Genomic DNA, 26891 nt, shown 5'->3' with positions numbered 1-26891 from the left:
GACCTCCGGTGGGCTCCGGCCGTCAGCAGCTCGGACTCGCCGTTCCCCGAGCCCCTGACGGGGCCACCGCCGTTCCCCGAGCCCCTGGATGCGCGTCCCGCCGTCCTTCCCGAGCCCTTTCAGAGGGCCTCGTGCAGCGCGGCGAGGAAGGCGTCGGTGGTGGCCGGGTCGCGGACGGCGATGCGGAGCCAGTCGGGGCCGAGGCCGGGGAAGGTGTCGCCGCGGCGGACGGCGTAGCCGGCTTCGCGGAGGCGGGTGCGGACGGCGGCCGCGCCGGGGAGGTGGACGAGGACGAAGGAGGACGCCGGGGTGCCGTGGACGCGCAGGCCGGGGACGGTGGCCAGGCCGGCCAGCAGGTGGGCGCGGTGGGCGGCGGTGGTGCGGGCGGCGCGGTCGGCCTCGGCGAGGGCGGCGGGGGCGGAGCAGATCTCGGCGGCGGCGAGGGCGGGGGTGGAGACGGGCCACAGCGGCTGGGCGGCGGCGAGGGCGGCGACCAGCGGGGCGGGGGCGAGCAGGTAGCCGATCCGCAGCCCGGCCAGTCCCCAGGTCTTGGTGAGGCTGCGCAGGACGACGACCTCGCCGGGCAGGTCGCGGACGGCGGCCAGGCTCTGGCTCTCGCCGGGGTCGGTGTCGATGAAGGCCTCGTCGACGACCAGGGTGCGCCCGGGCCGGGCCAGTTCGGCCAGGGCGGCGGCGGGGTGGAGGACGGAGGTGGGGTTGGTGGGGTTGCCGACCACCACCAGGTCGGCGTCCTCGGGCACGGCCCCGGGCGGCAGGCGGAAGCCGTGCTCCGGGGTGAGGAGGACGCGGTGGACGGGGTGCCCGGCGTCGCGCAGGGCCGCTTCGGGTTCGGTGAACTGCGGGTGCACGACGGTCGCGCGGCGCGGTCGCAGGACGCGGGCGAGCAGCACGAACGCCTCGGCCGCGCCCGCGGTGAGCAGGACCTCCTCGGCGGGGCGGCCGTGCCGGGCGGCGACGGCGGCGCGGGCGGCGGTGCCGTCGGGGTAGGCGGCGAGGTCGGCGAGGGTGGCGGCGAGGTGGGCGCGCAGCCAGGGCGGCGGGGTGCCGGTGCGGACGTTGACGGCGAGGTCGACCAGCCCGGCGGAGCGCACTTCGGCGTCGCCGTGATGGCGCAGATCGGGCTGCTGGTTCACCTGTTGTCCTCCTGGGGGCGGTGCGGGGGGAGCCGCGGGCGGGGCGGCGAGCGCCGCGGTGGCCGCGGCGGTGGCGGTGCGCGGCGCGAGCAGGCGTGCGCCGGGTCCGGCCGAGACGAGGGCGGCGGCCTCGGCGACGCTGGGGGTGCCGACGGCGGCGGCGACCCGGGCGGAGCCGCCGGGCACCTTCGCGGCGGCCAGCACGGCGGCCGGGTGGCCGGTCAGCGGGACGCCCAACTCCCGTGCGGCGGCCTGCAGTCCGGGTTCGAACAGCTTGCCGTCGAGGGTGGCGACCAGGGCGACGGCGGTGCGGTCGAGGCCGTGGGCGGCGAGGGCCGCGTCGGCGGCGCGGAGCAGTTCGGCGGCGGGGGTGCCGCGGCGCAGTCCGAGGCCGAGCACCAGGTGGGGGGCGCATGCCGGGGTGCGGGGTGCGCCGTCCGCCACGACCGGCCCTCCCTGTCCGCTGTGCCCGTGCGGGCCCGTGCCGCCGGGCCGCGAGAATCCCACCATGTCGGTCCGAGCAGGGTCAATCGGGACAGGTGTGAGAAGCGTCGCCCGGCTGGCCGAAAAGCGCCGACGGGCCGAAGTTGCTCAGCCAACCGTTCGCCTTTTCTTCATGTCGGGCGGCATTCGGCGGTCACGGACCCCGCCCTAGCGTTTCCGGCGCTCCACCCCTGTCCGGTACTTCCCCCGCTCCGGAGGACCTTCCGTCATGTCCGTTCAGCTCAGCAGCCGCGCCAAGCACCGGCTGACCGCGATCGGCAGCGCCGTCGCCCTCACCGCCGCCTCCCTCGGCCTGTGGGCCGCCACCGGTTCGACCGCGCAGGCCGCCGGTCTGCCGACCCCCGACCACGTGGTCGTCGTGGTGATGGAGAACCACGCGTACAGCCAGGTCATCGGCAGCTCCAGCGCCCCGTACCTGAACAACACGCTCAAGGCGGGCGGCGCCAACCTGACCCAGTCGTACGGCCTGACCCACCCGTCGGAGCCGAACTACTACATGCTGTTCTCCGGCTCCAACCAGGGCCGCACGGACGACAGTTGCGTGAGCGTCGGCTCGATGACGGCCCCGAACCTGGGCTCCGAGCTGATCGCCGCGGGCAAGACCTGGGGCTCGTACAACGAGGGCCTGCCCAGCCAGGGCTCCACCGTCTGCTCCAACTCCAGCGGCAAGTACGCGCAGAAGCACAACCCGTGGTTCGGCTTCTCCAACGTGCCGACCAACACCGCGTACACCATGGCGCAGTTCCCGACCGACTACACCCAGCTGCCGAAGGTCTCCTTCGTGGTGCCGAACCTGTGCAACGACATGCACGACTGCTCGGTGACCACCGGCGACACCTGGATCAAGAACAACCTGAGCGCCTACGCGACCTGGGCGCAGACCCACAACAGCATCCTGATCGTCACCTTCGACGAGGACAACAGCCTCTCCGGCAACCGGATCCCGACGGTGATCTACGGGCAGCACGTCACCCCGGGCTCCAGCACCGCCACCACCTACAACCACTACAACGTGCTGCGCACCCTGGAGGACCTGGCGGGCCTGACCACCCACGCGGGCAACGCCGCCTCGGCCGGCGACATCACCGGCATCTGGAACTGACGGCCGATGTACCTCGCGGACGCCCGCTCCACGAAGAGTGACCGCGCCGCGGACGCCGCCCCGGACCCCGGTCCGGGGCGGCGGGCCGCCGCCGTCCCCGGCACCGTGCTCGCGCTCGGCGCGGTCAGCCTGGTCACCGACGTCTCCTCCGAGATGGTCAGCGCGGTGCTGCCCCTGTACGTGGTCAGCGCGCTGGGCCTGTCCCCGCTGGGCTTCGGCCTGCTCGACGGCATCAACAACGGCGTCGGCGCGCTGGTGCGGCTGCTCGGCGGCCACCTCGCCGACCGCGGCGGCCGCGGCCACAAGCTGGTCGCCGGGCTCGGCTACGGCCTGTCCGCGCTGTGCAAGCCGCTGCTGCTGCTGGTCCACACCCTGCCGCTGATCAGCGGCGTCCTGGCGGTCGACCGCACCGGCAAGGGCCTGCGCACCGCCCCCCGGGACGCGATGATCTCGCTGGCCACCGCGCCCGAGCACCGCGGCCGGGCGTTCGGCGTGCACCGCGCGATGGACACCACCGGCGCGCTGATCGGCCCGCTGCTGGCCTTCGCGGTGCTGCGGATCGCCGACGACCGGGCCGAACGGGCCGGCTACGGCGCGGTGTTCACGGTCTCCGGCTGCGTCGCGGTGCTCGGCGTGCTGCTGCTGGTGCTGTTCGTCCCCGGCCGGATCACCCGGGCCGGCCTGCCGGTGACCGACCCGGCCGCGCCCAGGCCCACGCTGCGCGACGCGCTGGCGCTGCTGCGCGGGCCCGCGCTGCGCCGACTCACGCTGGCCGCCGTGCTGCTCGGCCTGACCACCGTCAGCGACTCCTTCCTGTACCTGCTGCTGCAGCGCCAACTCGCCCTGCCCGCGCACCTGTTCCCGCTGCTGCCGCTGGGCACCGCCGCGGTCTTCCTGCTGCTGGCCGTCCCGCTCGGCCTGGTCGCCGACCGGATCGGCCGCCGCACCCTGTTCCTGCTCGGCCACGCCGCCCTGCTCGGCGGCTACGCCGTCGTGCTGTCCCCGCTGCACGGCGTGCCCGCCGCGGTCGCCGTCCTGCTGCTGCACGGCACCTTCTACGCCGCCACCGACGGCGTGCTGGCCGCCGCCACCGCCGCGACCGTCCCCGACGGACAGCAGGGCGCCGGCCAGGCCCTGGTCGGCACCGGCCAGGCGCTGGCCCGCTTCGCCTGCTCGCTGGCCTTCGGCGCCGCCTGGTCGCTCTGGGGCCCCCGCCCCGCGCTGGCCGTCACCGCGGCCGCGCTGGCCGTCACCGCCCTCGCCGCGACCCTCCTGCTGCGCCCCGCGACCCCCGCCGCCACCCGCTGAACACCCGCTGAACACCCGCCCGGAGGGCCTTCCGATGACCGCTCCCGCCACCGTCGACCCCGCCCCCGCCGAGGCGCCCGCGCCCGGGCCGGAGGGCCCCTCGCCGCTGCGCCGCAAACTCCTGGTGCTGCTGGTCGCGGTGCTGCTGCTGGCCGGGGTCGGCATCGGCGCCGTCCGGTACGCCGCGGACCGCGCCGACCGGCGCGACCAGGAGCAGGCGGGCGGGCCGCCGGTGCACGCGGGCACGCTCTCGCTGGACGCGGCGGGCGGCCGCCGCCTGCTGGTGCGCAACCTGGCCTGGGGCCCGCACCGCGACGAGATCGCCGCGGTGCCCGCCGACGCCCCGGACGGCCCGCGCACCGCGTCCGGCGTCAAGTGCCTGCGCTTCCACGCCGCCGCGGGCACCGGCATCTGCCTGCAGGCCGAGCACGGCGCCCTGGACGACACGTACCACGCCTCGGTGCTGGACGCCTCGCTGCACGAGGTCCGGCGCTTCCCCGCCCCGGGCATCCCGACCCGGGCCCGGGTCTCGCCGTCCGGGCACCTGGTCGGCTGGACGGTGTTCGTCAGCGGCGACTCGTACGCGGGCACGAACTTCTCCACCCGCACCGCGATCGTCGACACCCGCAACTGGCAGTTCTACGACAACCTGGAGAACTTCCACCTGGTCGAGGACGGGCACCCGGTGCAGGCCGCCGACGTCAACGTCTGGGGCGTCACCTTCGCCGACGACAACGCCTTCTACGCGACGGTCGCCACCGGCGGCCGGACCCACCTGGTCAGGGGCGACCTCGCCGCCCGCACCCTCACCACCCTGCACCAGAACGTCGAGTGCCCCTCGCTCTCCCCGGACGGCACCCGCGTCGCCTACAAGAAGCGGGTGGACGGCGCCGACCCGGCCGCGCCCTGGCGGCTGTACGTGCTCGACCTCGCCACCATGACCGAGACCGCGACCGCCGAGCAGCGCAACATCGACGACCAGGCGCTGTGGGCCGACGACCGCACCCTGCTCTACTCGATGCCCGGCGACTACGGCTCCGACCTGTGGACCGTCCCCGCCGACGGCACCGGCACCCCCGCCGTCCTGACCCGCTCCGCGGTCGCCCCCGCCTACCTGGGCTGACAGCCCGGCCGCGGGCACCGGGCCGGGCCCTGGAGTCGGCCGCCGAGGCGGGCGCGCGCGCACCCTCGATCTCACCTCGCGCCCGTCCCGGGAGGCCGCGAACCGGCTGTACGAGCGGGTCGGGTTCGTCCGCCGGGAATCCGCCGCCTACCGGTGCACGCCTGCGGTGCGGGCAAGGTGACCGGCCGTCAGGACCGGCCGGCGCGCCAGCGTTCCATCAGCAGGGGCAGTTCCGCCCGCAGGAAGGCGAAGAACTCCAGCGACTCGGCGAGCCGCCGCCCGGCCGGGGTGTCCGGGCCGAGGGCCTCGATGCCCTCGGCCAGGCCGGTCTCCCAGCGGGCCAGGGTGCGGTCGCGGCTGGCGGTGAGCTCGTACCAGACGTGGTCGTGGACGCGGTAGCGGTCGCGGCGCGAGCCGGGTTCGCGCTCCCGGCCGACCAGGCCGACGGGCACCAGGTAGCGGACGGCGCCGGAGACCGCGGCGGGGGAGACCTGCAGCAGTTCGCCCAGTTCGGCGGAGGTCAGCCGGCCGGAGTCGGAGGTCAGCAGGGCGGTGAACACCCGGGCGGGCATCCGCGGGAACCCGGCGTCCACCAGCACGGCGGCGAACCGTTCCACGAACTCGCCCACCACCGCCGGGTCCCGCCGCCCGGTCCCGTCCGCCTCGCCCACGCCGCCCGCCTTCCGCCGCCGTCCCGCGTGCCCTCGGCGCCGCGAGGATCCAGGGCTTTCAGTAACTTCACGAATCTGTGAAACAAGAGTAGCTTCGAACCCATGACAACCGCCATCTCGGTGTCCGGCCTGGTCAAGACCTTCGGCCGCACCCGCGCCCTGGACGGCTTGGACCTCACGGTCGAGCAGGGCGAGGTCCACGGGTTCCTGGGGCCCAACGGCTCCGGCAAGTCCACCACCATCCGCGTCCTGCTCGGCCTGCTGCGCGCCGACTCCGGCACCGCCGTCCTGCTCGGCGGCGACCCCTGGCGGGACGCGGTGCCGCTGCACCGCCGACTCGCCTACGTCCCCGGCGACGTGACGCTGTGGCGCAACCTCTCCGGCGGGGAGGCGATCGACCTGCTCGGGCGGCTGCGCGGCGGCCTGGACCCGGCCCGCCGGACGGCGCTGCTGGAACGCTTCGAGCTCGACCCGACCAAGAAGGGCCGCGCCTACTCCAAGGGCAACCGGCAGAAGGTCGCCCTGGTCGCCGCGTTCGCCTCCGACGTCGACCTGCTGATCCTGGACGAGCCGACCTCCGGCCTGGACCCGCTGATGGAGGAGGTCTTCCGCGACTGCGTCGCCGAGGCCCGCGACCGCGGCGCCACCGTGCTGCTCTCCAGCCACATCCTGTCCGAGGTGGAGGCGCTCTGCGACCGGGTCTCGATCATCCGGGCCGGGCGCACCGTGGAGACCGGCACCCTCGCCGACCTGCGGCACCTCACCCGCACCTCGATCGACGCCGAACTCGTCGGGCCCCCGCCCCGCCCCGACTACGTCCACGACCTGGCCGTCGACGGCCACCGGCTGCGCTGCCAGGTCGACACCGACCGGCTCGGCGACCTGCTCACCGCACTCAACGCCGTCGGCCTGCGCACCCTCACCAGCCGCCCGCCCACCCTGGAGGAGCTCTTCCTCCGCCACTACGAGAGCGCCCCCGGCGAACCCGGCGGATCCGGCGAGCCCGCCGCGGCGGTCGTCCGATGAGCGGCCACGCCCTGGACGCCCCCGGCGGCCACGGCCTCACCGGCACCGGCGTCCTCTACCGCCTCGCCCTGCGCCGCGACCGGATCGCCCTGCCGGTGTGGGTCTACCTCGGCACCGCCATGGTCGCCTCCACCGTCTTCTCCTTCCGCAAGCTGTACGCCGACGAGGCCTCCCGGCGGACCTTCGCGGCCGGGATCGACGGCAACGGCTCGCTGCGCGCCCTGTACGGCCCGATCTTCGACGGCTCCACCACCGGCGGGCTGACCGCCTGGCGGATGGGCGTGTTCGGGACGGTGCTGGCCGCCCTGATGTCGACCCTGCTGGTCGTCCGGCACACCCGCGCCGAGGAGGAGGACGGCCGCCTGGAGTTGATCGGCGCGGGCGCCGTCGGCCGCCGGGCCCCGCTCGCCGCCGCCCTCGCCGCCGCGCTCACCGCGAACGCCGCGCTGGCCGCCCTGGTCGCCGCCGCCCTGCTGGCGGCCGGTCAGAGCGCCGCCGGGTCGCTCGCGTTCGGCCTCGCGCTCGGCACCGCGGGCCTGTTCTTCGCCGCGCTCGCCGCCGTCACCGCCCAGCTCGCCGAGACCGCCCGGGCCGCCAACGGCCTGGCCGGGGCGGCGATCGGCACCGCCTTCGTGGTGCGGGCGATCGGCGACGCGGGCAGCGGCACCTCCTGGATCAGCTGGCTGTCCCCGATCGGCTGGTCCGAGCAGGTCCGCGCGTTCGCCGGGAACCGCTGGTGGGTCCTGCTGCTGCCGCTGGCCGGGGCCGCCCTGCTCACCGTCCTGGCCCGCGCCCTGGTCGCCCGCCGCGACCTCGGCGCCGGGCTGCTCCCGCAGCGCCCCGGCCCCGCCGCGGCCGCGCCCGCCCTGGCGAGCGCCGCCGCCCTGGCCCGCCGCCTGCAGCGCGGCCCGCTGCTCGGCTGGACGCTGGCCCTCGCGGCCGCCGGCGCGGTCTTCGGCGGTGTCGCCAAGGGCGTGGTCGACCTGATCGGCGACAACCAGCAGATGGCCGAGGTGCTGGCCCGGATGGGCGGGCAGCAGGGCGTGCTGAACGCCTACCTGTCCAGCATCGCCACCGTGTTCGGCATGGTCAGCGCCGTGTACGCCGTCCAGGCGGTGCTGCGGATGCGCGCCGAGGAGGTCTCCGGCCGGGCCGAGCCCGTCCTCGCGGGCGCGGTCTCCCGGCTGCGCTGGGCCGCCGGGCACCTGCTCTTCCCGCTGCTCGGCACCGCCCTGCTGCTGGCCGCCGCGGGCCTCACCGCGGGCCTGGCCGAGGGCCTGGCGCTGGGCCACGGCACCGGCGGCGCGGTCGGCCGGATGCTCGGCGCCACCCTCGTCCAACTGCCCGCGGTCTGGCTCACCGCGGCCGCCGCCCTCGCCGGGTACGCCCTGCTGCCGCACCGGGCGGCCGCGGGCTGGACCGGGTTCGGCGTGTTCGTGCTGGTCGCCTGGCTCGGCCCGATCCTGCAACTCCCGCAGGGCGTCCTCGACCTGTCCCCGTTCAGCCACCTCCCGCACCTGCCCGGGGGCCGCGTCGACGCCGCGCCGCTGCTCTGGATCACCGCCCTGACCGCCCTCACCGCGGCCGCCGCCCTGACCGGCCTGCGCCGCCGCGACCTGGGCTGAGGCACGGCCGGTCGGGGGCGTCAGTCCGCGGCGCGGACCGTCACCACCGGCTCGTGGTGCACCGGGAAGTTCACCGAGGAGGCGATGAAGCAGTCCCGGGACGCCGGGCCGTGCAGGGCCACGGCCCGTTCCCGCATCGACTCCTCGGCGATCTCGACCCGCGGCCGCAGCACCGCCGAGGTGAACCGGCCGCCGTTGCCCTCGGTCTCCATGGTGCCCTCGGCCCCGTCCGCGTAGGAGAGCACGACCACGCCGTTCACCGCGCAGTGGTGCAGGTAGGAGAGCATGTGGCACTGGGAGAGCGCGGCCAGCAGCAACTGCTCCGGGTTCCACCGGGAGCGGTCGCCGCGGAAGGTCGGGTCGGAGCTGCCCAGGATGCTCGGCACGCCCTCCGCCGAGACCGTGTGGTCGCGGGTGTAGGAGCGGTAGTGGTCGGTGCCGGTGCCGAGGTTGCCGGTCCACTCGGTCCGGACCGCGTAGTGGTGGGAGCGGGAGAAGGCCATGCGGGTCACTCCTTGTCGTCGGGGCCGTCGCTGTCGGCCGCGTCCGCGTCGGCCGGTCGGTCGGCCGCGCAGGTGTCCAGGACGTGTCGGCGGGCGGCGGCCGCGGCGGCCTCCGGGTCACCGGCGGTGATCGCGTCGAGCAGGGCGCGGTGCTGGGCGTCCACCAGGCCGGTGCGGGCGGGCGCGCGCAGGGAGCGCAGGGTGGAGACCTGGATCTGGTCCCACAGCCGGTCCAGGGTGTGCAGGGCGACCGGGTTCGCGGCCAGCTCGGCGATCCGCCGGTGGAACGCCCGGTTCAGCCGTACGCCCGCGGCCAACTCCCCGTCCGCGGTGGCCCGGTGGGTGCGGTCGGCGAGTTCCGCCAGGTCCGCCAGTTCGGCCGGGGCCAGCCGGCCGGCCCGCTGCCGCTCCGCCGCCAGTTCGGCCGTCAGCGCCTCCAGCGCGGCCCGCACCCGGTAGACCTGCGCCAGCTCCGCCGCGTCCAGCCGCACCACCCGCAGGCCCCGCCCGGAGCCCGCCAGCAGCCCGTCCGCGGTCAGCGCCCGGAACGCCTCCCGCACCGGCGTGCGGCTCACCCCCAGCGTTCCGGCGACCTCCACCTCGCCCAGCCGGGAACCCGGTGGGTAGTGGCCGTCCAGGATCAGTTCCCGCAGGCGGCGGCGGGTGCTCTCGGTCTGCACGGCGCCAGGCTACAACTCTGCATGCATTGCATGCAATGAGCGTGTGCACGGGGCACGAGCGCAGGGCGGGAACTCGTTGGGGCCCGGACGGTGCGGTCCGCTATATTCGCGCAGCCTCGACCCGTACCCATCGCAGGGGGGAACACACCATGTCGTTCGACCAGGAGCGCACCGGGAAGGACGAACCGGACGCCGCTCGGGACGACACCCCGCCCGCCCCGCCCGCCCTCTCCCTGGAGAAGTCCGCCCCGCCCGCGGAACCGGAGCCGCCGACGGACGCGCTGCCGGAGCCGCCGACGGACGCGGTGCCGGAGCCGGTGTCGGACGCGGTGCCGACCCCTGCGGTCTCGTTCGCGAAGCGCGACATACCCGGCGGCGGCGGTACGGCCGGGCCCGCCGCCACGGCCCCCACCCCGACGACGGTCGAGCCCGCCGTCACCGCCCCCGCGCCCGCCAACCCGTGGGCGGCGCCCGCCGCTTCGCCCCCGGCCGCCCCCGCGGCGAGCGTCCCGGCGGCTCCGGGCGCCCCGGCCGCCGCGCCCGCCAACCCGTGGGCCCCCACCGGCGTCCACCAGCCGTGGGGCAACGGCGCCTACCCGCCGGGAGCGGTCCAGGTGCCGGGGCAGTTCCCGGGCCAGGTGCCCGGCCACCCGGGCTTCGTGGGCTACCCGCAGCCGCCCCGGTCGCTGTACACCAACGGGCTGGCGATCGCCGCGCTGGTGGTGAGCTTCCTGTGCTATCTGGGCATCATCGGGATCGGCCTGGGCATCGCCGCGCTGGTCCAGATCAAGCGGACCGGTGAGCGCGGCAAGGGCATGGCGGTCTCGGCCGTCGTGATCGGCACGGTCTGGCTGCTGCTGCTGGTCCTGGCCGTCACGACCGGCGCCTTCAGCGGCAGCTACGAGGAGGACGCCCACCCGCGCGGCCGCGCCACCTCCACCGCCACGCACGGCGCCGGCGGCACCGGGCTCTCGCCGCTCTCGCCGCTGAACCTGAACATCGGCGACTGCGCCAACCTGGCGTCCAGGACCGCGACCAGGAAGCCCGACTGCTCGGCGCCGCACAACTCCGAGGTGTTCTGGGCGGGCGTGTCCACCGCCAAGGGCGGCTACCCGGGCGAGGAGGCGCTGAAGGACGAGGCCGACGACCTCTGCTCGCACCACCTGGACGAGTACGTGATGGACACCTGGTCGATCCCGGAGGCGACGGAGTACCCGTTCGCCTACCCGGACCGGGAGTCCTGGAACGCGGTCGGCGGCCGCCGGATCGTCTGCTTCCTGAAGACGGACAAGTCCAGCACCGGCTCGCTGCGCAAGGACCGCAGCAACCTGACCTCCGACCAGGTGCAGTTCCTGGAGGCCACCGACCAGTTCGACCGGCTCTGGATCGACGAGCCGGACGAGGACCTCGACGTCGCGGACGACCCGGAGGCCTTCCGCACCTGGGCCGGCAAGCTGGCCGTCGGGGCCGACAAGCAGGCCGCGATGCTGGAGGCCGCGCACTGGGCCGGCGTCGACAAGTCGACCGTCACCCAGCTGGTGAAGGAGACCAAGGTCGCCGCCCAGCACTTCCGGGCCGCCGCGGCCGCCAAGGACAGCGGCACCGTCGAGGACGAGATGAGGACCGCCCACGGGCACCTCGGCGACGAGTACATCCTCGACCTGCGCCGCGCCCTGAAGCTGGCCACCCAGGACGAGGAGCCGGTCAAGCACCCCTCGGACCAACTGGTCTGACCCGCCGCCGCCTCCGCGTCCGCCTCGACGGGGCCGGGTGACCCGCCGTCACCCGGCCCCGTCGGCGTTCACCGGCCCCGCGCGGTCCTGCTACCGGCCCCGCTCCCGGCTCCAGGCGGCGGCGTGCCGCACCAGGCGGGACGGCAGGGCGGGCGCGCCGGTCCAGTGCAGGTGCAGGTACGAGGCGTGCACCGAGCCGCGCAGGTGGCCCTCGGTGTGCGGCCCGGCGGGAGTGCGCCAGCCCCAGGCGGGGGACGGACCGGCCGCCGGGTCGGTGGCGGTGCGGTGGAACTCGTGGCCGCGGACCCGGGAGCCCGCCGCGGCGAGCGGCGAGTCGGCCAGCGCCACCGCCTCCCGGTAGCCGAGGGTCAGCCGGGGCGTCATCCGGGCCGCGGTGTCCAGCACCCCGCACATCGGCAGGCCGTCCAACTCCCGCCCCAGGTACAGCAGTCCGGCGCACTCGCCGACCACCGGCGCCCCGGCGGCGGCCAGTTCGGCGACCGCCGCGCGCAGCGCCGCGTTGGCGCTCAGCTCGGAGACGTACACCTCGGGGAAGCCGCCGCCGATCACCAACGCGGCCGTCCGCTCTGGCAGCCGCTCGTCGTGCAGCGGGTCGAAGGGCACCACCTCGGCCCCGGCGGCGGCCAGCAGTTCGGCGTTCTCCGCGTACGAGAAGGAGAACGCCGCGCCGCCCGCCAGGGCGATCCGCGGCCGGGGGCCGTCGAGCGCCTCGACCTCCGCCGCCGCGCTCCAGGGGGCGTCGGTCAGTGGCGGGGCGGTCCGGGCCAGGGCCAGCACCGCGTCCAGGTCGACCGACCGGCCGACCAGTTCGCCCATCTCGCGCACCGCCCGCAGCGCCTCCGCGGAGCGCTCCACGGCCGGGACCAGGCCCAGGTGCCGGGAGGGCGTGTCGACCGCCCCGGCCCGGCGCACCGCGCCCAGCACCGGCACGCCCGAGCCCTCCTCCAGCGCCTCGCGCAGCAGCGTCTCGTGCCGGTCCGAGGCGACCTTGTTCAGGATCACCCCGGCCAGCCGCACCTGCGGGTCCCAGGACGCGAAGCCGTGCACCAGCGCGGCCACCGACCGGGACTGCGAGGAGGCGTCCACCACCAGCACCACCGGCGCCCGCAGCAGCTTCGCGACCTGCGCCGTGGAGGCCAGCTCGCCCCGCCCGGCGGCCCCGTCGTACAGGCCCATCACGCCCTCGACCACCGCGACGTCCGCCCCGGCCGCGCCGTGCGCGAACAGCGGGGCGATCCGCTCGGGGCCGCTCATCCAGGCGTCCAGGTTGCGGCCCGGGCGCCCGGCGGCCAGCGCGTGGTAGCCGGGGTCGATGTAGTCGGGGCCGACCTTGTGCGGGGAGACCTTCAGCCCGCGCGCGGCCAGCGCCGCGACCAGGCCGGTGGCCACCGTGGTCTTGCCCGCCCCCGAGGACGGCGCGGCCACCACCAGCCGCGGAATCGCGCTGCTCAACCCGCTACCACTCAATGCCGCGCTGGCCCTTGCGGCCCGCGTCCATCGGATGCTTCACCTTGGTCATCTCGGTGACCAGGTCCGCCAGTTCGACCAGCTCCGGGGGCGCGTACCGGCCCGTCACCACCACGTGCTGGCTGCCCGGGCGCTCCCGCAGCACCTCGACCACCTCCGCCACGTCGATCCACCCCCAGTGCAGCGGGTAGGTGAACTCGTCCAGCACGTAGAACCGGTACGTCTCGGCGGCGAGGTCGCGCTTGACCTGCTCCCAGCCCTCCCGGGCCGCCTCCTCGGAGGACTCGATGTCGCGCTGCACCCACGACCAGCCCGACCCCATCTTGTGCCAGGCCACCGTGCCGCCCTGCCCGGACTCGCCGAGCACCCGCAGCGCGTTCTCCTCGCCGACCTTCCACTTCGCCGACTTGACGAACTGGAACACCCCGACCGGCCAGCCCTGGTTCCAGGCCCGCAGCGCCATCCCGAACGCCGCCGTCGACTTCCCCTTGCCCGGCCCGGTGTGCACCGCCGTGATCGGCAGCGTCCGGCGCTGCCGGGTCGTCAGGCCGTCGTCCGGGACGTTCTCCGCCACTCCCTTGGGCATGCTGCTCACGCCGCCTTTCGCATCGTCGTCTTCGTACGGGTCTCGCGCACCAGCGCGGCCACCCCTTCGGCCCGCAGGTCGTCCAGGCCGACCGCCTCACCGTTCAGGTGCGCCGCCAACTCCCGTGCCAGGCCCAGTCGGACGGGTCCGGACTCGCAGTCCAGCACCACCGCGGCCACGCCCTGCGCCGCCAGCAGACCGGCCGCCCGGCGGGCCCGCGGCAGCGCGTCCCTGCCGCCGGTGGCCCGGCCGTCGGTCACCACCACCAGCAGCGGGCGCCGGTCCGGGTCGCGCAGCCGCTCCACCCGCAGCACCTCGTGCGCCCGCAGCAGGCCCGCCTCCAGCGGCGTCCGGCCGCCGGTCGGCAACTGCTCCAGCCGGGCCGCGCCGACCTCCACCGAGGAGGTCGGCGGCAGCGCCAGCTCCGCGCCCGCGCCCCGGAAGGTCACCAGGCCGATCTTGTCGCGCCGCTGGTAGGCGTCCATCAGCAGGGACAGCACCGCGCCCTTGACCGCCGTCATCCGCTGCCGGGCCGCCATCGACCCGGAGGCGTCCACCACGAACAGCACCAGGTTCGACTCCCGGCCCCGGCGCACCTGCTCGCGCAGGTCGTCCCGGCGCAGCACCAGCGCCCGCCCGCCGCGCCCGCGGGCGAGCTGGTGCGGGGCCGCCGCGCGCAGCGTCGCGCTCAGGTGCAGCCGCGCCAGCCGGCCCTGCGGGCGGCGGGCCCGGATCGTGTGCCCGGCCGCCGTCTCGGCGGGGGAGCGGCGGCCCTGGGCGCCGCGGCCGGTGCCGTCCACCTTGAACAGCCGGGTGCGGTACGGCTGGTCGGCCGCGACCGGCGCCGACTCCCGCGAGCCGCCCGGGCGTTGCCGCGGCGGGGCGGGCACGTCGTCCGAACCCGCCTCACCGGCGGGCGGGTTGGCGTCACCGAGGTCGCCGGGGCCGCCGGGGTCGGGCGCGCCGCCACCGCCGCCACCGGGACCGTCGTCCTCCGGCCCTTCCGGCCCTTCCGGTTCCTCCGGCGGGCCCTGGTGCTCGGCCAGCGTCTCGTCCAACTGCTCCTCGTCCAGCCCCGGCGCGTCGAACGGGTTGCGCCGCCGCCGGTGCGGCAGCGCCAGCTGCGCGGCCTTGCGGACGTCCTCCTCCAGCACCGTCGTGCGCCCCGCCCAGGCGGCCAGCGCCACCGCGGTGCGGGCCATCACGATGTCCGCGCGCAGACCGTCCACCTCGAACGCCGCGCACACGGCGGTGATCTGACGCAGCGCCAGATCGGAGAGCTCGACACTCGGCAGCAACTCCCGCGCGGCGGTGATCCGTTCGGCGAGCTCCCGCTCCCGCTCCGCCCAGCGGGCCGCGAAGCCGACCGGATCGGCGTCGTACGCGAGCCGCCGCCGCACCACCTCGGCGCGCTCGTCCGCGTCCCGGGTCGCCGCGATCTCCACGGTCAGGCCGAAGCGGTCCAGCAACTGCGGCCGCAGCTCGCCCTCCTCCGGGTTCATCGTCCCGACCAGCAGGAACCGGGCCGCGTGCCGCACCGACACGCCCTCGCGCTCCACGTACGAGCGGCCCATCGCCGCCGCGTCCAGCAGCAGGTCCACCAAGTGGTCCTGGAGCAGGTTCACCTCGTCGATGTACAGCACGCCGCGGTGCGCCTTCGCCAGCAGGCCCGGCTCGTACGCCTGGACGCCCTCGGCGAGCGCCCGCTCCAGGTCCAGCGAGCCGACCACCCGGTCCTCGGTGACGCCCACCGGCAACTCGACGAGCTGCGCGGGCCGTTCGGCCGCCGCCGCCCCCGGGTGCGGCCCGTCCGGGCACTGCGGGTCCGGCGCGGCCGGGTCGCAGGCGAACCGGCAGCCGGTGACGGTGGCGATCGACGGCAGCAGTCCGGCCAGGGCCCGCACCATCGTCGACTTCGCCGTGCCCTTCTCGCCCCGCACCAGCACCCCGCCCACGGCGGGCGAGACCGCGTTCAGCAGCAGCCCCAGCCGCAGGTCGTCCATGCCCACGATCGCCGTGAACGGATAACGGGCCTCGGTCACTTCGCACTCCCCATCTCCAGCGGGGCCGGGGCCCCGGGCGGCACGAACGGCAGGCCCGCCGGTGCCCCGTTCTCGATCAGCTTCCACAGCGCGTCCGTGTCGGCGTGCTCGGCGACCAGGTCGCTCAGCGCGTCGAGCTGCCGCTCGCGGGCGGCGGCGAAGGAGGTGTCCGGCGCCGGGACGAACGCGCGCCCGGCGGCGCGGGCCACCTCGGCCAGGAAGGCCCGGCGGAAGGCGTCGTTCTCCAGCAGCCCGTGCCAGGTGGTGCCCCACACCGCGCCCGCCCGGCAGCCGTCCAGCGGCCGCCCGGCGGCGTCGGTGACGAACGGCTCGCCGCCCTCCACCGCCGCCACGCCGTGGTGGATCTCGTAGCCCTCCACCGGCTCGCCCAGCGCCACCCCCGACGGCCGGGCCAGCACCTTGTCCGCGCCGAACACCACCCGGGTCGGCAGCAGCCCCAGGCCGTCCACCGCGCCGGACGCCTTCGACTCCACGCCGTCGACGATCTCCCGCCCCAGCATCTGGTAGCCGCCGCACACCCCCAGCACCGGCAGCCCCGCCGCGGCCCGCGCCGCCAGCGGCCCGGCCAGGCCCTGCGCGCGCAGCCAGGCCAGGTCCGCGACGGTCGCCCGGGTGCCGGGCAGCACCACCAGGTCGGCGTCCGCGATCTCCTCCGGCCGGGTCACCCAGCGCACCAGCACGCCCGGCTCCTGCGCCAGCGCGTCCACGTCCGTGAAGTTCGACAGCCGCGGCAGGCGCACCACCGCGACCCGCAGCACCTCCGCCCCCACCGGCCCGCCCGCCGCCGGACGGGAGGCCACCGCGGCCAGGCCCAGCGAGTCCTCCGCGTCCAGCCACAGGCCCGGCAGCATCGGCAGCGTGCCCAGCACCGGACGGCCGGTCAGCCCGCGCAGCATCTCCAGCCCCGGCTCCAACAGCCGGGCGTCACCGCGGAACTTGTTGACGATCCAGCCCGCGACCAGCGCCTGGTCCTCGGCCGACAGCAGCGCCAGCGTCCCGAACATCGACGCGAACACCCCGCCCCGGTCGATGTCCCCGACCACCACGACCGGCAGCCGGGCCGCCGTCGCCAGGCCCATGTTGGCGATGTCGCCGCCCCGCAGGTTGATCTCCGCCGGGGAGCCCGCGCCCTCGCACACCACCACGTCGAAGCGCGCGCGCAGGTCCGCCAGGCACTCCAACGCCCGCTCCAGCAGCACCGGTTTGCGCTCCCGGTAATCCAGCGCGCCGACCTCGGCGACCGGACGGCCCAGCAGCACCACCTGGCTGCGCCCGTCCGCGCCGGGCTTCAGCAGCACCGGGTTCATCGCCGCCTCCGGCGCCACCCCCGCCGCCTGCGCCTGCATCGCCTGGGCCCGGCCGATCTCCGCCCCGTCGGCCGTCACGAAGGAGTTCAGCGACATGTTCTGCGCCTTGAACGGCGCCACCCGCACCCCCTGCCGGGCCAGCCAGCGGCAGATGCCCGCCGTCACCACGCTCTTCCCGGCGTCCGAGGTCGTCCCGGCCACCAACAGCGCGCCGTTCACCGGCGAACTCCTTTCGAAGCGCCCCACCAGGGGCGCGCGGAACCGTGAGCGGGGAACGGCGACCTGCCGAAGTCCCGTGCAGTAGAAGTCAGTTGAACCGTGATCCCGCACCGCGGCGGGGTCACCCGCGCCGCCGCCGGCCCAGCGCCGCCCGCACGCCCAGCGTGGCCGCCAGGGCGAGCACGCCGACCCGGCGGGAGAGCCGGCAGGCGCGTTCGATGTCGGCGGCGCCGACCGGCGGCAGGTCCGCGCCCAGCACGGGCCGGTGCTCGACCCGCTCGCCGTAGCGCAGCGTCCCGCCCAACCGCACGCCCAGCGCGCCCGCGAACGCGGCCTCGGCCTGGCCCGCGTTGGGGCTCGGGTGCGCGGAGCCGTCCCGCCGCCAGACCCGCCAGGCCCGCGCCGGGGCGCCGGACGCGGCGACGGTCAGCAGCGCGGTCAGCCGGGCGCCCGGCCAGCCCGCCAGGTCGTCCAGGCGGGCCGCGGCCCAGCCGAAGCGGCGGTAGCGCGCCGACCTGTGCCCGACCATCGCGTCCAGCGTGTTGACGGCCCGGAACGCCAGCAGCCCGGGGACGCCCGCGACGCCGCCCCACACCAGGGCGTTGACCACCGCGTCGGCGGTGTTCTCGGCGACGGACTCGACCACCGCCCGCGCCACCTGCTGCCCGTCCAGGCCGGAGGGGTCGCGCCCGCACAGGTGCGGCAGCCGCTCCCGGGCGGCCGTCAGGTCGCCGTCCGCCAGCGAGCGCCCGATCGTCCGGGCCTCCCGGGTCAGCGACGTCCCGCCCAGCACGGTGAAGGTGGCCGCCGCCGCCAGCGCTCCCGCGGCGAGCGGCGAGCGGTGCACCGCCCGGGCGGCCAGCTGGGCCGCGCCCGCCACCGCGCCGACCGCGAGCGCGGTGTGCAGCGCCCCGGCGCCGCGGTGGTCGCGCCACAGGCGGCGCTCCAGGCGGGCCGCGGCGGTGCCGAACAGGGCGACGGGGTGTCCGCGCCGGGGGTCTGCGAACCGGGCGTCCGCGAGGTATCCCGCGGCCGCGCCCACCAGGTACGGGGCAGCCCCCATGGCGTCGTGTCCTCACTCAGGGTCCGCGCCCTGGATCGACGGAACGGGGGCCAGAGTCTCCTGACTCCCGGTCACCCCCGCGCGGGGTGTCCGGTCACAGTGGCGGGACCGCGCCGGACTCGCACCGGCTTCCTCTGCTTGCCTCCGTTTGGCCCGAAGATCCCACCACGCCCGCTTCGGTGCGGTCAACCGAGGCGGTGGAGGGTTTGGTCACACCCGGCCACGGCCCCGCCGGACGGGTCGGGCGGGGCCGTGGCCGCAGCTCAGCGCGCCCACCGGTCGCTCAGGGCGTGCGCACGGCGGGCCGCGGCGCGGTCGGCATGCCGTCGCCGAGGAAGAAGCCCGGGTGCGGCGGCTGGTTGTACGCGGTGTTCTGCCAGGCCACCGCCTCCCGGTACTGCACGTCGTGCATCAGCGTGGTGATCCGCAGCGCGGTCGGCACCGGCGTGGAGCAGATCCGCAGCGCCCGGTTGTCGGCGGTGGGCCACACCACCTCCTCGCGCCAGTCGCCGAACAGGTCGGCGGAGAGCGACGGCGTCGCCTTGGTGCCGTTGTTCGCGTGCACGCCGGAGGCGGTCAGCAACCGGATGTCGGCCGCGGTGCCGTACTTGTCGACGTGGGTGCCGTCGAGCAGTTCGCGCACCGGGTCGCCGTCCCACCAGACGGTGAAGTCGGCCGAACCCGGCTTGCGGCCGAGGTTCTGCCCCCTGGCGCCGTAGAGGCCGCCGACCCCGGAGGACCAGGACTCGGCGCCCGGACTGCCCGCGTACACGTCGTCGGAGACGCCGCGCCCGTTGTCGCAGCCGCAGTCGGGCTGGTGCCACAGGATCTGGCCGGTTCTCGCGTCCGCGAACCAGGCCGAGTACGTGGTGGTGGTCTCGTCGACCTTGAACTCCTCCAGCCCCGGACGGCCCGGGTCGAGGTCGCCGACGTGCATCGCGTCGCCGTGCCCCTGCCCGGTGTTCCACAGCCCGCACCCGTCGTCGTCCAGCGCCATCGCCCCGTGGACGATCTCGTCCCGCCCGTCGCCGTCCACGTCCGCGACCGTCCGGGCGCCCCGCGGAGGGCCCCGGAACCGTCCGCCGCCGACTCGTCGGTTCACCCAACCCCGTCGCCCCGCGCCCGCCCCCGCTTCGTGCCATCCGCGGCTGTGGCCCGCCCCGCCGCCGCCCCTACCGTCGGAAGGCATGCGACGCAGACAGCCGCCGGCCCCCGCGCCGGTGCCGTTCTCCCCGGCCGCGGCCCGCGCCCACCGCACCGCCCTCGGCCTGACGGTCGACCAGGTCGCGGACGGGCTCGCCGCGCACGGCGTACGGCTGCTGCCCGGGCACGTCCTCGGCTGGGAGCGAGGGGAGGTCACGCCCACCGAGGAGCAGCTGATCGCCCTCGCCCGCACCCTCTGGTGCCCGCCCGCCCGGCTGATGGGCGCCGCCCCCGCCACCCTCCGCGACCACCGGATCGCCCGCGAACTCACCCCCGACCAGGCCGCCCGCCTGCTCGGCCTGGCCCCCGACACCTACCGGCGGGCCGAAGCCACCGGACGCTGGACCGGCAGCGAGGAACAGACCCGCCTGCTCGCCCGCGTCCTCGCCCTCGACCTGCCCACCCTGCTCCGCCTCACCGGCCGCACCGCCGACCTCGACGCCCGCCTCCGCCAGGTCGTCCAGGGCCGCTGGCAGGCCCAACTCGCCCCCGTCGCCCGCCTCGTCCCGGTCGACCCCGCCACCCTCGAACGCGTCCTGGCCACTCTCCAGTCCGAACACCACACCCCCACCTCCTGGGGCACCACCCCGCCCCCGCCCCGCCCCGAACCCACCCCCCGCTTCTGGCAGTTGCTCGCCGAGGCCGAGGCCGAGGCCGGGGCCGGGGCCGGGCCCGGGGAGGGAGCGGGCGCTACTCCTCGCTGAACCGCTCGGCGAGGATCTCCACCTCGCCCGGCCCCGTGAGGGTCAACCACTGCAGCGCGCGGCGGTTGTCGTGGTGCTCCAGCAGGTGTCGGGCCTCCTCCGGCCAGGGCCCGTCCCGGGGCAGCTCCCGCACCAGGACTTCGTCCACGAGGTCGCCGTCCGGGTCGGCGACGCACACCGTGGCGTGCAGGACGCCCTCGAAGCGCAGGGTCGCACCGCCGCCCTCCGAGCCCAGCTCGACGACGGCTGTGCTCGGCCGCAGATCGGTCCGGACCACGACGGACGTCAACCAGCAGAACCGGCCGCGGAGTTGTTCGAGGCTCACGGCCGGAACACCAGCCGGGAACCCCGTTCGGGAGGAGAGGCGGCCGGGTCGGTGCGGGACGTGCCACGCCCACGCGCTCCCCCCACCCCACCCACGCCGCACCCGCGCATTCCACCCCCCCGGCCCCCCGCAGCGGTCCGGCCGAAACCGGTCCGGTGGATCGGGCGGCAGGGGGAAGGCGGGCACGGTGACCGAGGACGGAAGGGGTGGTCCGGTGGACCGCGAGGACGGCGAGGAGCGCGAGGACGGCGAGGAGCGCGGGAGCGCGGCGGGGACGGACGGGGCGTGGTGGAGGTCGGCGGTCGTCTACCAGGTCTACCCCCGCAGCTTCGCGGACTCGGACGGCGACGGGATCGGCGACCTGGACGGCATCACGTCCCGCCTCGACCACCTCGTCGACCTGGGCGTCGACGTGCTGTGGCTGTCGCCGGTGTACCCGTCGCCGCAGGCCGACAACGGCTACGACATCAGCGACTACCAGGACGTCGATCCGCTCTTCGGCGACCTGGCGGCGTTCGACCGGCTGCTGGCGGCCGTGCACGCGCGCGGCATGCGGCTGGTGATGGACCTGGTGGTCAACCACACCTCGGACCGGCACCCGTGGTTCCAGGAGTCCCGCGACCCGGCGAGCCCCAAGCGCTCCTGGTACTGGTGGCGGCCCCCGCGCGAGGCCACCGGTCCGGGGGACGCCCGGCCGCACGGCACCGAGCCCAACAACTGGGGCTCGTTCTTCTCCGGCCCGGCCTGGACGTACGACGAGGCGTCCGGCGCGTACTACCTGCACCTGTTCGCCCCCGGGCAGCCGGACCTCAACTGGGAGGAGCCGGCGGTGCGGCAGGCGGTGTACGCGATGATGCGCTGGTGGCTGGAGCGCGGCGTGGACGGCTTCCGGATGGACGTCGTCAACCTGATCTCCAAGGACCCGGCCCTGCCGGACGGTCCACTGCGCGGCGACGGCCCGTACGGCGACGGCTCGCCGTCCTACCTCTGCGGCCCGCGGGTGCACGAGTACCTCCAGGAGATGCACCGCGAGGTGTTCGCCCGCCATCCGGGCCGGCTGCTGACGGTGGGGGAGATGCCGGGGGTGACGGTCGAGCAGGCCCGGCTGTTCACCGACCCGGCGCGGGCCGAGCTGGACATGGTCTTCCAGTTCGAGCACGTCGGTCTGGACCACGGACCCGGCGGGAAGTTCGACCCGAAGCCGCTGCGCCTGACCGACCTGAAGGCGTCGCTCGCCCGCTGGCAGCAGGGCCTGGCCGACACCGGCTGGAACAGCCTGTACTGGAACAACCACGACCAGCCCCGGATCGTCTCCCGGTTCGGCGACGACGGCCCGGCCCACCGGGTCCGCTCGGCCACCATGCTCGCCACCGTCCTGCACCTGCACCGCGGCACCCCGTACGTCTACCAGGGCGAGGAACTCGGCATGACCAACGCCCCGTTCGCCTCGATCGACGACTTCCGCGACATCGAGTCGCTCAACCACTACGCGCAGGCGCTCGCGGCCGGACAGGACCCGGAGCGGGTGCTGCGCGGGCTGCGGGCCATGGGCCGGGACAACGCCCGCACCCCCATGCAGTGGGACGCCACGCCCGGCGCCGGGTTCAGCACCGGCACCCCGTGGATCGCGGTCAACCCGAACCACACCACCGTCAACGCCGCCGACGCCCGGCGCGACCCCGGCTCGGTCTACCACCACTACCGGCGGCTGATCGCCCTGCGCCACCGCGAACCGGCCGTCGTGCACGGCGACTTCACCCCGCTGCTGCCCGAGGACGAGCGGGTGTACGCCTTCACCCGCCACCACCGGGGCACCACCCTGCTGGTCCTCGGGAACTTCACCGGCGAGCACGTGCCGGTCGACCTGCCGCCGTGCTGGCGGGCGGCCGAACTCGTCCTCGGCAACCTGCCCGAGCCGGGCGCCCCCGCCGTCCTGGCGCCCTGGGAGGCGCGCGTGCACCGCATCACCGTCACCGAAGGAGAGAGCGCCCGATGAGACTGACCGAGACCGCTGACCTGTGGTGGAAGAACGCGGTGGTGTACTGCGTGGACGTCGAGACCTTCCAGGACGGCAACGGGGACGGCGTGGGCGACTTCCCCGGCCTCACCCAGCGGATCGACCACCTGGTGCGGCTCGGCGTGACCTGCCTGTGGCTGATGCCCTTCCACCCGACCCGCGAACGCGACGACGGCTACGACATCACCGACTACTACGCCGTGGACCCCCGCCTGGGCACCCTCGGCGACTTCGCCGAGTTCGTCCGCACCGCCCGCGACCGGGGACTGCGGGTCATCGCCGACCTGGTCGTCAACCACACCTCCGACCACCACCCGTGGTTCCAGGACGCCTGCTCCGGCCGAGACGCCCGCCTGCGCGACTGGTACGTGTGGTGCGACACCCCGCCCGAGGACGGCCCGCGGGGCGTCACCTTCCCCGACGCCGAGCAGAGCCTGTGGCAGTACCACGAGCCCACCGGCCAGTACTACTTCCACCGCTTCTACAAGGAGCAGCCCGACCTCAACATCACCAACCCCGAGGTCCGCGACGAGATAGCCCGGATCATGGGCTTCTGGACGCAGCTCGGCCTGTCCGGCTTCCGGGTCGACGCGGTGCCGTTCCTGCTGGAGACCGCCGGGCAGGTGGACGCCGACGACCTGCCCGACCCGCACGCGTACCTGGCCGACCTGCGCTCCTTCCTCGGCCGCCGCAACGGCGAGGCGGTGCTGCTGGGCGAGGTCAACCTGCCCTACGACGACACGCTCCGGTTCTTCGGCGACCCCGCCTCGGGCGGCGACGAGCTGACGATGTGCTTCGACTTCATCGGCATGCAGCGGATGTACCTGTCGCTGGCCCGGCAGCAGGCCGCCCCGCTCGCCGACGCGCTGCGCGAACGCCCGCAGCCGCCCCGCGACGCGCACTGGGCGACGTTCGTGCGCAACCACGACGAACTCACCCTCGACAAGCTCTCGAAGTCCGAACGCGACGAGGTCTTCGCCGCGTTCGGCCCCGAGGCCGACACGCAGCTGTACGGTCGGGGCCTGCGCCGCCGACTGCCCCCCATGGTCGGCGGCGACCGGCGCCGGATCGAACTCGCCTACAGCCTGCTGTTCACCCTGCCGGGCACGCCGGTGCTCTTCTACGGCGAGGAGATCGGCATGGGCGAGAACCTCGAGGCCGACGGGCGGCTCGCCGTCCGCACCCCCATGCAGTGGGCCCCGGGGCCGACGGGGGGCTTCTCCGAGGCCGACCCGGCCCGCTACCCCCGGCCGCTGACCCGGGGCGCCTTCGGCCCCGACCGCGTCAACGTGCGCGACCAGGCCCACGACCCGCACTCGCTGCTCACCCGGATGCGCTCCTTCGTCCAGGGCTACCGCGAGGCCCCCGAACTGGCCTGGGGCCGCTGCGAGGTGCTCGACACGGGCGACCCCGCCGTCCTCGCCCACCTCAGCTCCACCGGGGACGGCGCCGTCCTGGTGCTGCACAACTTCGCCGACCGGCCGGTCACCGCCACCGCCGCCGGGGTGCCGGACGGCCCGCTGACCGACGTCCTCACCGGGGCCGCCGTCGAACGGGCGGCGGGCGCACCGCGCGTCGAGCTGCCGCCGTACGGTTACCGCTGGCTGCGGGTCGGCGAGCCCTGACCCGGGTGCCCGGGCCGGCCCGCCCTCGAGCGGGCCGGCCCGGTGCCGACCCGCCGCCGCTCAGACCCGCTCCTCCATCCGGATCGCCGCGCGCAGCTCCCGGTGCGCCTGGTCGCCGTCGCCCGCGTGCTGCTCCAGCAGGGCGGCGGCGATGGCGTCCAGCTTGCGCTGCAGCGCGTGCTCCGCGCGGCGCTCCGCGTTCTTCAGCAGGGCCAGCAGCACCAGCGTGACGGCGGTCATCACGTCACCCGCGAGGATCTGCCACTCGGTCGACAGACCCAGCGCGTGCACCACGAGGAAGCCCGCCACCAGCAGCAGGCAGAACACCGAGAACACCGGCGAGCCGCTCAGGTTGGACGCGGTCTCGGCGAGCCGCTCGAACCGGCCCCGCCCGTCGTCGGTGCGCTCGGCGGGGTGCGGGAAGACGGTCATCCGGCCCTCCCCGTACGGCGGTTCGCCGGGGCGTCGGCCCCGCGCCGGGGCGCGGGCCTCACCGTCGGCGCCCGAGGTAGGTGCCGATCGCCGCGGCGGCGGTGGCGGCGAGCGCTCCCGCGACGACGCCCCGGTGGGTGGTGGCCCACAGCTGCGGGCTCCGGTCGGTGGAGTTGCCGGAGAAGCGGCCGCGCGCGCCGTAGTCCTCCCGGGCGTCGGCGGGCTCCCACAGGTTGGCCGGATCGTCGGCGCCGCGCGGCTGGTCGGTCTGCTGGGAGTCCAGCCCGGTCCGGGCGAGGTAGCGGTCCAGCAGCCCCGGCACCACCGCGTTGGCGACCAGGGTGGCGACCGTGCTGCCGCCCACCCAGTACTCGCGCCGCTCCGGGTGGTCCGCCGCGTGGACGACCGCCCGGGCCGCCACCTCGGGCTGGTAGATCGGCGGGACGGGCTGCGCGCGCTTCGGCAGCCGGGAGAGCACCCAGTCGAACTGCGGGGTGTTCACCGCCGGCATCTGCACCATCGTGGTGCGCACCCCCGAACCGGCGGCCAGCAGCTCGCAGCGCAACGCCTCGTGCCAGCCCTGCAGGGCGTGCTTGGCCCCGCTGTAGGCGCTCTGGAACGGGATGCCCCGGTAGGCGAGGGCGGAGCCGACGTGCACCAGCGTCCCCCGGTCGCGCGGCAGCATGCGGCTCAGCGCGGCCTTGGTGGCGTACACGTAGCCGAGGTAGGTCACCTCGGTGACCCGGCGGAACTCCTCCGCCGAGATCTCGGTGAAGGGCGCGAAGACGGAGGTGAACGCGTCGTTCACCCAGACGTCGATCGGGCCGAGTTCGCGCTCGACCCGTTCGGCGGCGGCCTCGACGGCCTGCGGATCGCTGACGTCCGCCTCGATCACGACGGCCGTCGCGCCCGCCTTCCGGGCCTCGGCGGCGGCCGCCTCCAGCCCGGCGCGGCCACGGGCGATCAGGGCGAGGCGGTCCCCGCGTGCGGCGAACGCCCCGACGCACGCCCGCCCGATTCCTGCACTGGCGCCGGTGATCACCACGACGCGTGAAGTGGGTGCGGTCATGCCCTGTGGTGTGTCCGGTCCGCCGCAGCGCAAACCGGCCCGGCAACGCCGCCGTCCCGGCTGCCGCGGGGTCCGGGAGCCGTCACCCGGGGTGGTGCCCCGAATGGCCGTCCGCCGCGCGGGCAGGTGCACTGGGAGCAAAGGACCGCCAGCACCCGGGAGACCGCCATGCGTTGGGGAACCGCAGCCGCCGTCGCGGCCGCCGCAGCAGGAACCGGAACGGCGGCTTTCCTGCTGCTGGGCCGGAAGGTGTCGGACCGGGTGGTGCGGCCCGGCACCGTGCAGGCGCGGTCGGCGCCCGCACCGGTGAAGGTGCACGCGCTCGGGCCGGGCCGGGTGGTGCTGACCGCGACGCCCGACACCCGCCGCCGCGGGACGTACGCGCTGGAGTGGGGCGAGGGCGGCCACGCGGTGGTCGGCGAGGTGCTGGAGCAGGGCGCGGGCCGGGTGACCCGGCGGCTGGAGCGCGCCGACGGCGGGACGCTCGCGGTCGGCACCGAGGTCCGGGTCACCCCGCGGGTGCTGCTGGGCGACCCGCGCACCGCCCTCGGCCTGGACTACGCGGAGGTCGCCGTGGCGAGCGAGCTGGGCAGCCTCCCGGCCTGGCGCACCGCCGGCATCCGCGGCACCTGGGTCCTGCTGGTGCACGGCCCCGGCACCGGCCGCGAACAGGCCCTGGCGGTGCTGCCGCTGCTGCACGCGCTGCGACTGCCCACCCTGACGCTCAGCTACCGCGGCGACCGGGGCGCGCCCGCCCCGACCGACGGCCTGGGCCACTTCGGCGAGACCGAGTGGCAGGACGTCGAGGTGGCCGTCCGGTACGCGCTGTCCCAGGGCGCCCGGCAGGTCGTGCTGTACGGCTGGTCGGTCGGCGCGACGATCGCGCTGCACACCGCGGCCCGCTCCACCTGGCGCGACCGGATCGCCGGGCTGGTGCTGGACTCCCCGGTGCTGGACTGGTCCGAGACCGTCCGCCGGGAGACCGCCCGGGCCTGGTCCTCCCCGGCGCTGGGCGAGCTGGGGGCGCTCTCCGCGCAGGGCCGCACCGGCGTCGACCTGGCCGACTTCGCCCGGATCGCCTCCGGCGCCGACCTGCCCGCGCCCGCGCTGCTGCTGCAGAGCCCGGACGACCCGGTGGCCCCGTGGAGCGCCGCGCGGCGTCTCGCCGACGGCCGCGACGACCTGGTCAGCCTGCACCCGGTGCCGCACGCCGAGCACGCCGCGCTGTGGAACGCCGACCCGGCCGGGTACACCGAGGCGCTGCGCCGCTTCCTCACCCCGCTGCTCTGACGCCTCCCGGCGGGCGGGGACGGGAACCGGAGTGCCGCGTACCGCGTCTCCGTCTCGGAGTGGCCACCATA

Annotated in this window: 22 protein-coding genes, 1 pseudogene and 1 riboswitch; of the genes and pseudogenes, 10 read left to right on the top strand and 13 right to left on the bottom strand. The window is 75.9% G+C overall.

Annotated elements, in window-relative coordinates; all coding sequences use genetic code 11:
- Window positions 1-119: 119 nt before the first annotated feature.
- Window positions 120-1598, bottom strand: coding sequence for an Rv2231c family pyridoxal phosphate-dependent protein CobC (cobC, locus tag ACFY00_RS09050; protein ID WP_388028871.1), 1479 nt, complete (start codon window positions 1596-1598; stop codon window positions 120-122).
- A gap of 268 nt (window positions 1599-1866) precedes the next feature.
- Between cobC and ACFY00_RS09045 the strand changes: the two genes are divergently transcribed.
- The 3 genes from ACFY00_RS09045 to ACFY00_RS09035 are packed head-to-tail and all read left to right on the top strand — an operon-like array spanning window position 1867 to window position 5191.
- On the top strand, window positions 1867-2760 hold the full coding sequence (locus tag ACFY00_RS09045) for an alkaline phosphatase family protein (protein ID WP_388028869.1): 894 nt from the start codon (window positions 1867-1869) through the stop codon (window positions 2758-2760).
- 6 nt (window positions 2761-2766) lie between these two features.
- Window positions 2767-4068: an MFS transporter gene (locus ACFY00_RS09040; protein WP_388028866.1), complete on the top strand. Its 1302-nt coding sequence runs from the start codon at window positions 2767-2769 to the stop codon at window positions 4066-4068.
- A gap of 34 nt (window positions 4069-4102) precedes the next feature.
- Complete coding sequence (locus tag ACFY00_RS09035; protein ID WP_388028864.1) at window positions 4103-5191, top strand: TolB family protein; 1089 nt, start codon at window positions 4103-4105, stop codon at window positions 5189-5191.
- A gap of 188 nt (window positions 5192-5379) precedes the next feature.
- Here ACFY00_RS09035 and ACFY00_RS09030 read toward each other — a convergent pair whose 3' ends face one another.
- Window positions 5380-5862: a GbsR/MarR family transcriptional regulator gene (locus ACFY00_RS09030; RefSeq protein WP_388028861.1), complete on the bottom strand. Its 483-nt coding sequence runs from the start codon at window positions 5860-5862 to the stop codon at window positions 5380-5382.
- A 102-nt stretch (window positions 5863-5964) separates the two neighbouring features.
- Between ACFY00_RS09030 and ACFY00_RS09025 the strand changes: the two genes are divergently transcribed.
- Complete coding sequence (locus tag ACFY00_RS09025) at window positions 5965-6888, top strand: ATP-binding cassette domain-containing protein (protein WP_388028859.1); 924 nt, start codon at window positions 5965-5967, stop codon at window positions 6886-6888.
- Window positions 6885-8513, top strand: coding sequence for an ABC transporter permease (locus ACFY00_RS09020; protein ID WP_388028857.1), 1629 nt, complete (start codon window positions 6885-6887; stop codon window positions 8511-8513). The genes ACFY00_RS09025 and ACFY00_RS09020 overlap by 4 nt, the downstream gene beginning before the upstream one ends.
- 20 nt (window positions 8514-8533) lie before the next feature.
- Here the strand turns inward: ACFY00_RS09020 and ACFY00_RS09015 are convergent, their stop codons facing one another.
- Both ACFY00_RS09015 and ACFY00_RS09010 read right to left on the bottom strand, forming a co-directional pair.
- Window positions 8534-9016, bottom strand: coding sequence for an OsmC family protein (locus tag ACFY00_RS09015; protein WP_388028855.1), 483 nt, complete (start codon window positions 9014-9016; stop codon window positions 8534-8536).
- A 5-nt stretch (window positions 9017-9021) separates the two neighbouring features.
- Window positions 9022-9696, bottom strand: coding sequence for a GntR family transcriptional regulator (locus ACFY00_RS09010; protein WP_388028853.1), 675 nt, complete (start codon window positions 9694-9696; stop codon window positions 9022-9024).
- A gap of 149 nt (window positions 9697-9845) precedes the next feature.
- On the opposite strand from ACFY00_RS09010, the gene ACFY00_RS09005 reads away from it, so the two are divergent.
- Window positions 9846-11429 (top strand): DUF4190 domain-containing protein, encoded by a 1584-nt coding sequence (locus ACFY00_RS09005; RefSeq protein ID WP_388028851.1) that lies wholly within the window; start codon window positions 9846-9848, stop codon window positions 11427-11429.
- 90 nt (window positions 11430-11519) lie between these two features.
- On the opposite strand, the gene ACFY00_RS09000 is transcribed toward ACFY00_RS09005, so the two are convergent.
- From ACFY00_RS09000 to ACFY00_RS08975, 6 genes and pseudogenes are all read right to left on the bottom strand, one after another.
- Window positions 11520-12902 (bottom strand): cobyrinate a,c-diamide synthase, encoded by a 1383-nt coding sequence (locus ACFY00_RS09000; RefSeq protein ID WP_388028849.1) that lies wholly within the window; start codon window positions 12900-12902, stop codon window positions 11520-11522.
- Between the two features lie 4 nt (window positions 12903-12906).
- Entirely contained in the window at window positions 12907-13503 is a 597-nt protein-coding gene (cobO, locus tag ACFY00_RS08995) for a cob(I)yrinic acid a,c-diamide adenosyltransferase (RefSeq protein ID WP_388028846.1), read from the bottom strand.
- Window positions 13504-13508: 5 nt separating this feature from the next.
- On the bottom strand, window positions 13509-15506 hold the full coding sequence (locus ACFY00_RS08990; protein WP_388029200.1) for a putative cobaltochelatase: 1998 nt from the start codon (window positions 15504-15506) through the stop codon (window positions 13509-13511).
- 35 nt (window positions 15507-15541) lie between these two features.
- On the bottom strand, window positions 15542-17092 hold the full coding sequence (locus tag ACFY00_RS08985; RefSeq protein WP_388028843.1) for a cobyric acid synthase: 1551 nt from the start codon (window positions 17090-17092) through the stop codon (window positions 15542-15544).
- Between the two features lie 121 nt (window positions 17093-17213).
- On the bottom strand, window positions 17214-18155 hold the full coding sequence (locus ACFY00_RS08980) for a cobalamin biosynthesis protein (protein WP_388028841.1): 942 nt from the start codon (window positions 18153-18155) through the stop codon (window positions 17214-17216).
- A 53-nt stretch (window positions 18156-18208) separates the two neighbouring features.
- Window positions 18209-18291, bottom strand: a riboswitch (cobalamin riboswitch).
- A 147-nt stretch (window positions 18292-18438) separates the two neighbouring features.
- Window positions 18439-19278, bottom strand: a pseudogene (locus ACFY00_RS08975) (rhamnogalacturonan lyase); the annotation flags it as partial.
- A gap of 64 nt (window positions 19279-19342) precedes the next feature.
- On the opposite strand from ACFY00_RS08975, the gene ACFY00_RS08970 reads away from it, so the two are divergent.
- Window positions 19343-20062, top strand: a complete 720-nt coding sequence (locus tag ACFY00_RS08970; RefSeq protein ID WP_388028839.1) for an XRE family transcriptional regulator — start codon at window positions 19343-19345, stop codon at window positions 20060-20062.
- Here ACFY00_RS08970 and ACFY00_RS08965 read toward each other — a convergent pair.
- Window positions 20049-20387 carry a hypothetical protein gene (locus ACFY00_RS08965; protein ID WP_388028837.1) on the bottom strand — a complete coding sequence of 113 codons (339 nt, stop codon included), beginning with the start codon at window positions 20385-20387 and terminating at the stop codon, window positions 20049-20051. The two genes, ACFY00_RS08970 and ACFY00_RS08965, sit on opposite strands and share 14 nt — an antisense overlap.
- Before the next feature lie 214 nt (window positions 20388-20601).
- Between ACFY00_RS08965 and ACFY00_RS08960 the strand changes: the two genes are divergently transcribed.
- Complete coding sequence (locus ACFY00_RS08960) at window positions 20602-22383, top strand: alpha-glucosidase (protein WP_388028835.1); 1782 nt, start codon at window positions 20602-20604, stop codon at window positions 22381-22383.
- Window positions 22380-24029, top strand: a complete 1650-nt coding sequence (locus tag ACFY00_RS08955; protein ID WP_388028833.1) for an alpha-amylase family protein — start codon at window positions 22380-22382, stop codon at window positions 24027-24029. The genes ACFY00_RS08960 and ACFY00_RS08955 overlap by 4 nt, the downstream gene beginning before the upstream one ends.
- Before the next feature lie 60 nt (window positions 24030-24089).
- Here ACFY00_RS08955 and ACFY00_RS08950 read toward each other — a convergent pair whose 3' ends face one another.
- Window positions 24090-24461 (bottom strand): low affinity iron permease family protein, encoded by a 372-nt coding sequence (locus ACFY00_RS08950; protein ID WP_388028831.1) that lies wholly within the window; start codon window positions 24459-24461, stop codon window positions 24090-24092.
- A gap of 58 nt (window positions 24462-24519) precedes the next feature.
- On the bottom strand, window positions 24520-25530 hold the full coding sequence (locus ACFY00_RS08945) for an SDR family oxidoreductase (RefSeq protein ID WP_388028829.1): 1011 nt from the start codon (window positions 25528-25530) through the stop codon (window positions 24520-24522).
- A 168-nt stretch (window positions 25531-25698) separates the two neighbouring features.
- Here ACFY00_RS08945 and ACFY00_RS08940 point away from each other — a divergent pair, with 168 nt between their 5' ends.
- A complete protein-coding gene (locus ACFY00_RS08940; protein ID WP_388028826.1) occupies window positions 25699-26820 on the top strand; it encodes an alpha/beta hydrolase family protein in 1122 nt (373 codons plus the stop codon).
- The last annotated feature ends 71 nt before the right edge of the window (window positions 26821-26891 follow it).

This window comes from Kitasatospora sp. NPDC001540 (assembly GCF_042894345.1).
Taxonomy (GTDB): Bacteria; Actinomycetota; Actinomycetes; order Streptomycetales; family Streptomycetaceae; genus Kitasatospora; species Kitasatospora phosalacinea_C.
Note: the sequence above shows the minus strand (reverse complement) of the source record. Positions and strands in the feature narration are given on the sequence as shown.

What these genes read in the sequence shown, in the direction of transcription:
- ACFY00_RS09035 (WP_388028864.1), top strand. Translation starts at nt 4,103, where the DNA reads ATGACCGCTCCCGCCACCGTCGACCCCGCCCCCGCCGAGGCGCCCGCG.
- ACFY00_RS08945 (WP_388028829.1), bottom strand. Translation starts at nt 25,530, where the DNA reads ATGACCGCACCCACTTCACGCGTCGTGGTGATCACCGGCGCCAGTGCA.
- cobO (WP_388028846.1), bottom strand. Translation starts at nt 13,503, where the DNA reads ATGCCCAAGGGAGTGGCGGAGAACGTCCCGGACGACGGCCTGACGACC.
- ACFY00_RS08990 (WP_388029200.1), bottom strand. Translation starts at nt 15,506, where the DNA reads ATGGACGACCTGCGGCTGGGGCTGCTGCTGAACGCGGTCTCGCCCGCC.
- ACFY00_RS09015 (WP_388028855.1), bottom strand. Translation starts at nt 9,016, where the DNA reads ATGGCCTTCTCCCGCTCCCACCACTACGCGGTCCGGACCGAGTGGACC.
- ACFY00_RS09025 (WP_388028859.1), top strand. Translation starts at nt 5,965, where the DNA reads ATGACAACCGCCATCTCGGTGTCCGGCCTGGTCAAGACCTTCGGCCGC.
- ACFY00_RS09005 (WP_388028851.1), top strand. Translation starts at nt 9,846, where the DNA reads ATGTCGTTCGACCAGGAGCGCACCGGGAAGGACGAACCGGACGCCGCT.
- ACFY00_RS09045 (WP_388028869.1), top strand. Translation starts at nt 1,867, where the DNA reads ATGTCCGTTCAGCTCAGCAGCCGCGCCAAGCACCGGCTGACCGCGATC.
- ACFY00_RS09020 (WP_388028857.1), top strand. Translation starts at nt 6,885, where the DNA reads ATGAGCGGCCACGCCCTGGACGCCCCCGGCGGCCACGGCCTCACCGGC.
- ACFY00_RS08940 (WP_388028826.1), top strand. Translation starts at nt 25,699, where the DNA reads ATGCGTTGGGGAACCGCAGCCGCCGTCGCGGCCGCCGCAGCAGGAACC.
- ACFY00_RS08970 (WP_388028839.1), top strand. Translation starts at nt 19,343, where the DNA reads ATGCGACGCAGACAGCCGCCGGCCCCCGCGCCGGTGCCGTTCTCCCCG.
- ACFY00_RS09040 (WP_388028866.1), top strand. Translation starts at nt 2,767, where the DNA reads ATGTACCTCGCGGACGCCCGCTCCACGAAGAGTGACCGCGCCGCGGAC.
- ACFY00_RS08955 (WP_388028833.1), top strand. Translation starts at nt 22,380, where the DNA reads ATGAGACTGACCGAGACCGCTGACCTGTGGTGGAAGAACGCGGTGGTG.
- ACFY00_RS08980 (WP_388028841.1), bottom strand. Translation starts at nt 18,155, where the DNA reads ATGGGGGCTGCCCCGTACCTGGTGGGCGCGGCCGCGGGATACCTCGCG.
- ACFY00_RS08950 (WP_388028831.1), bottom strand. Translation starts at nt 24,461, where the DNA reads ATGACCGTCTTCCCGCACCCCGCCGAGCGCACCGACGACGGGCGGGGC.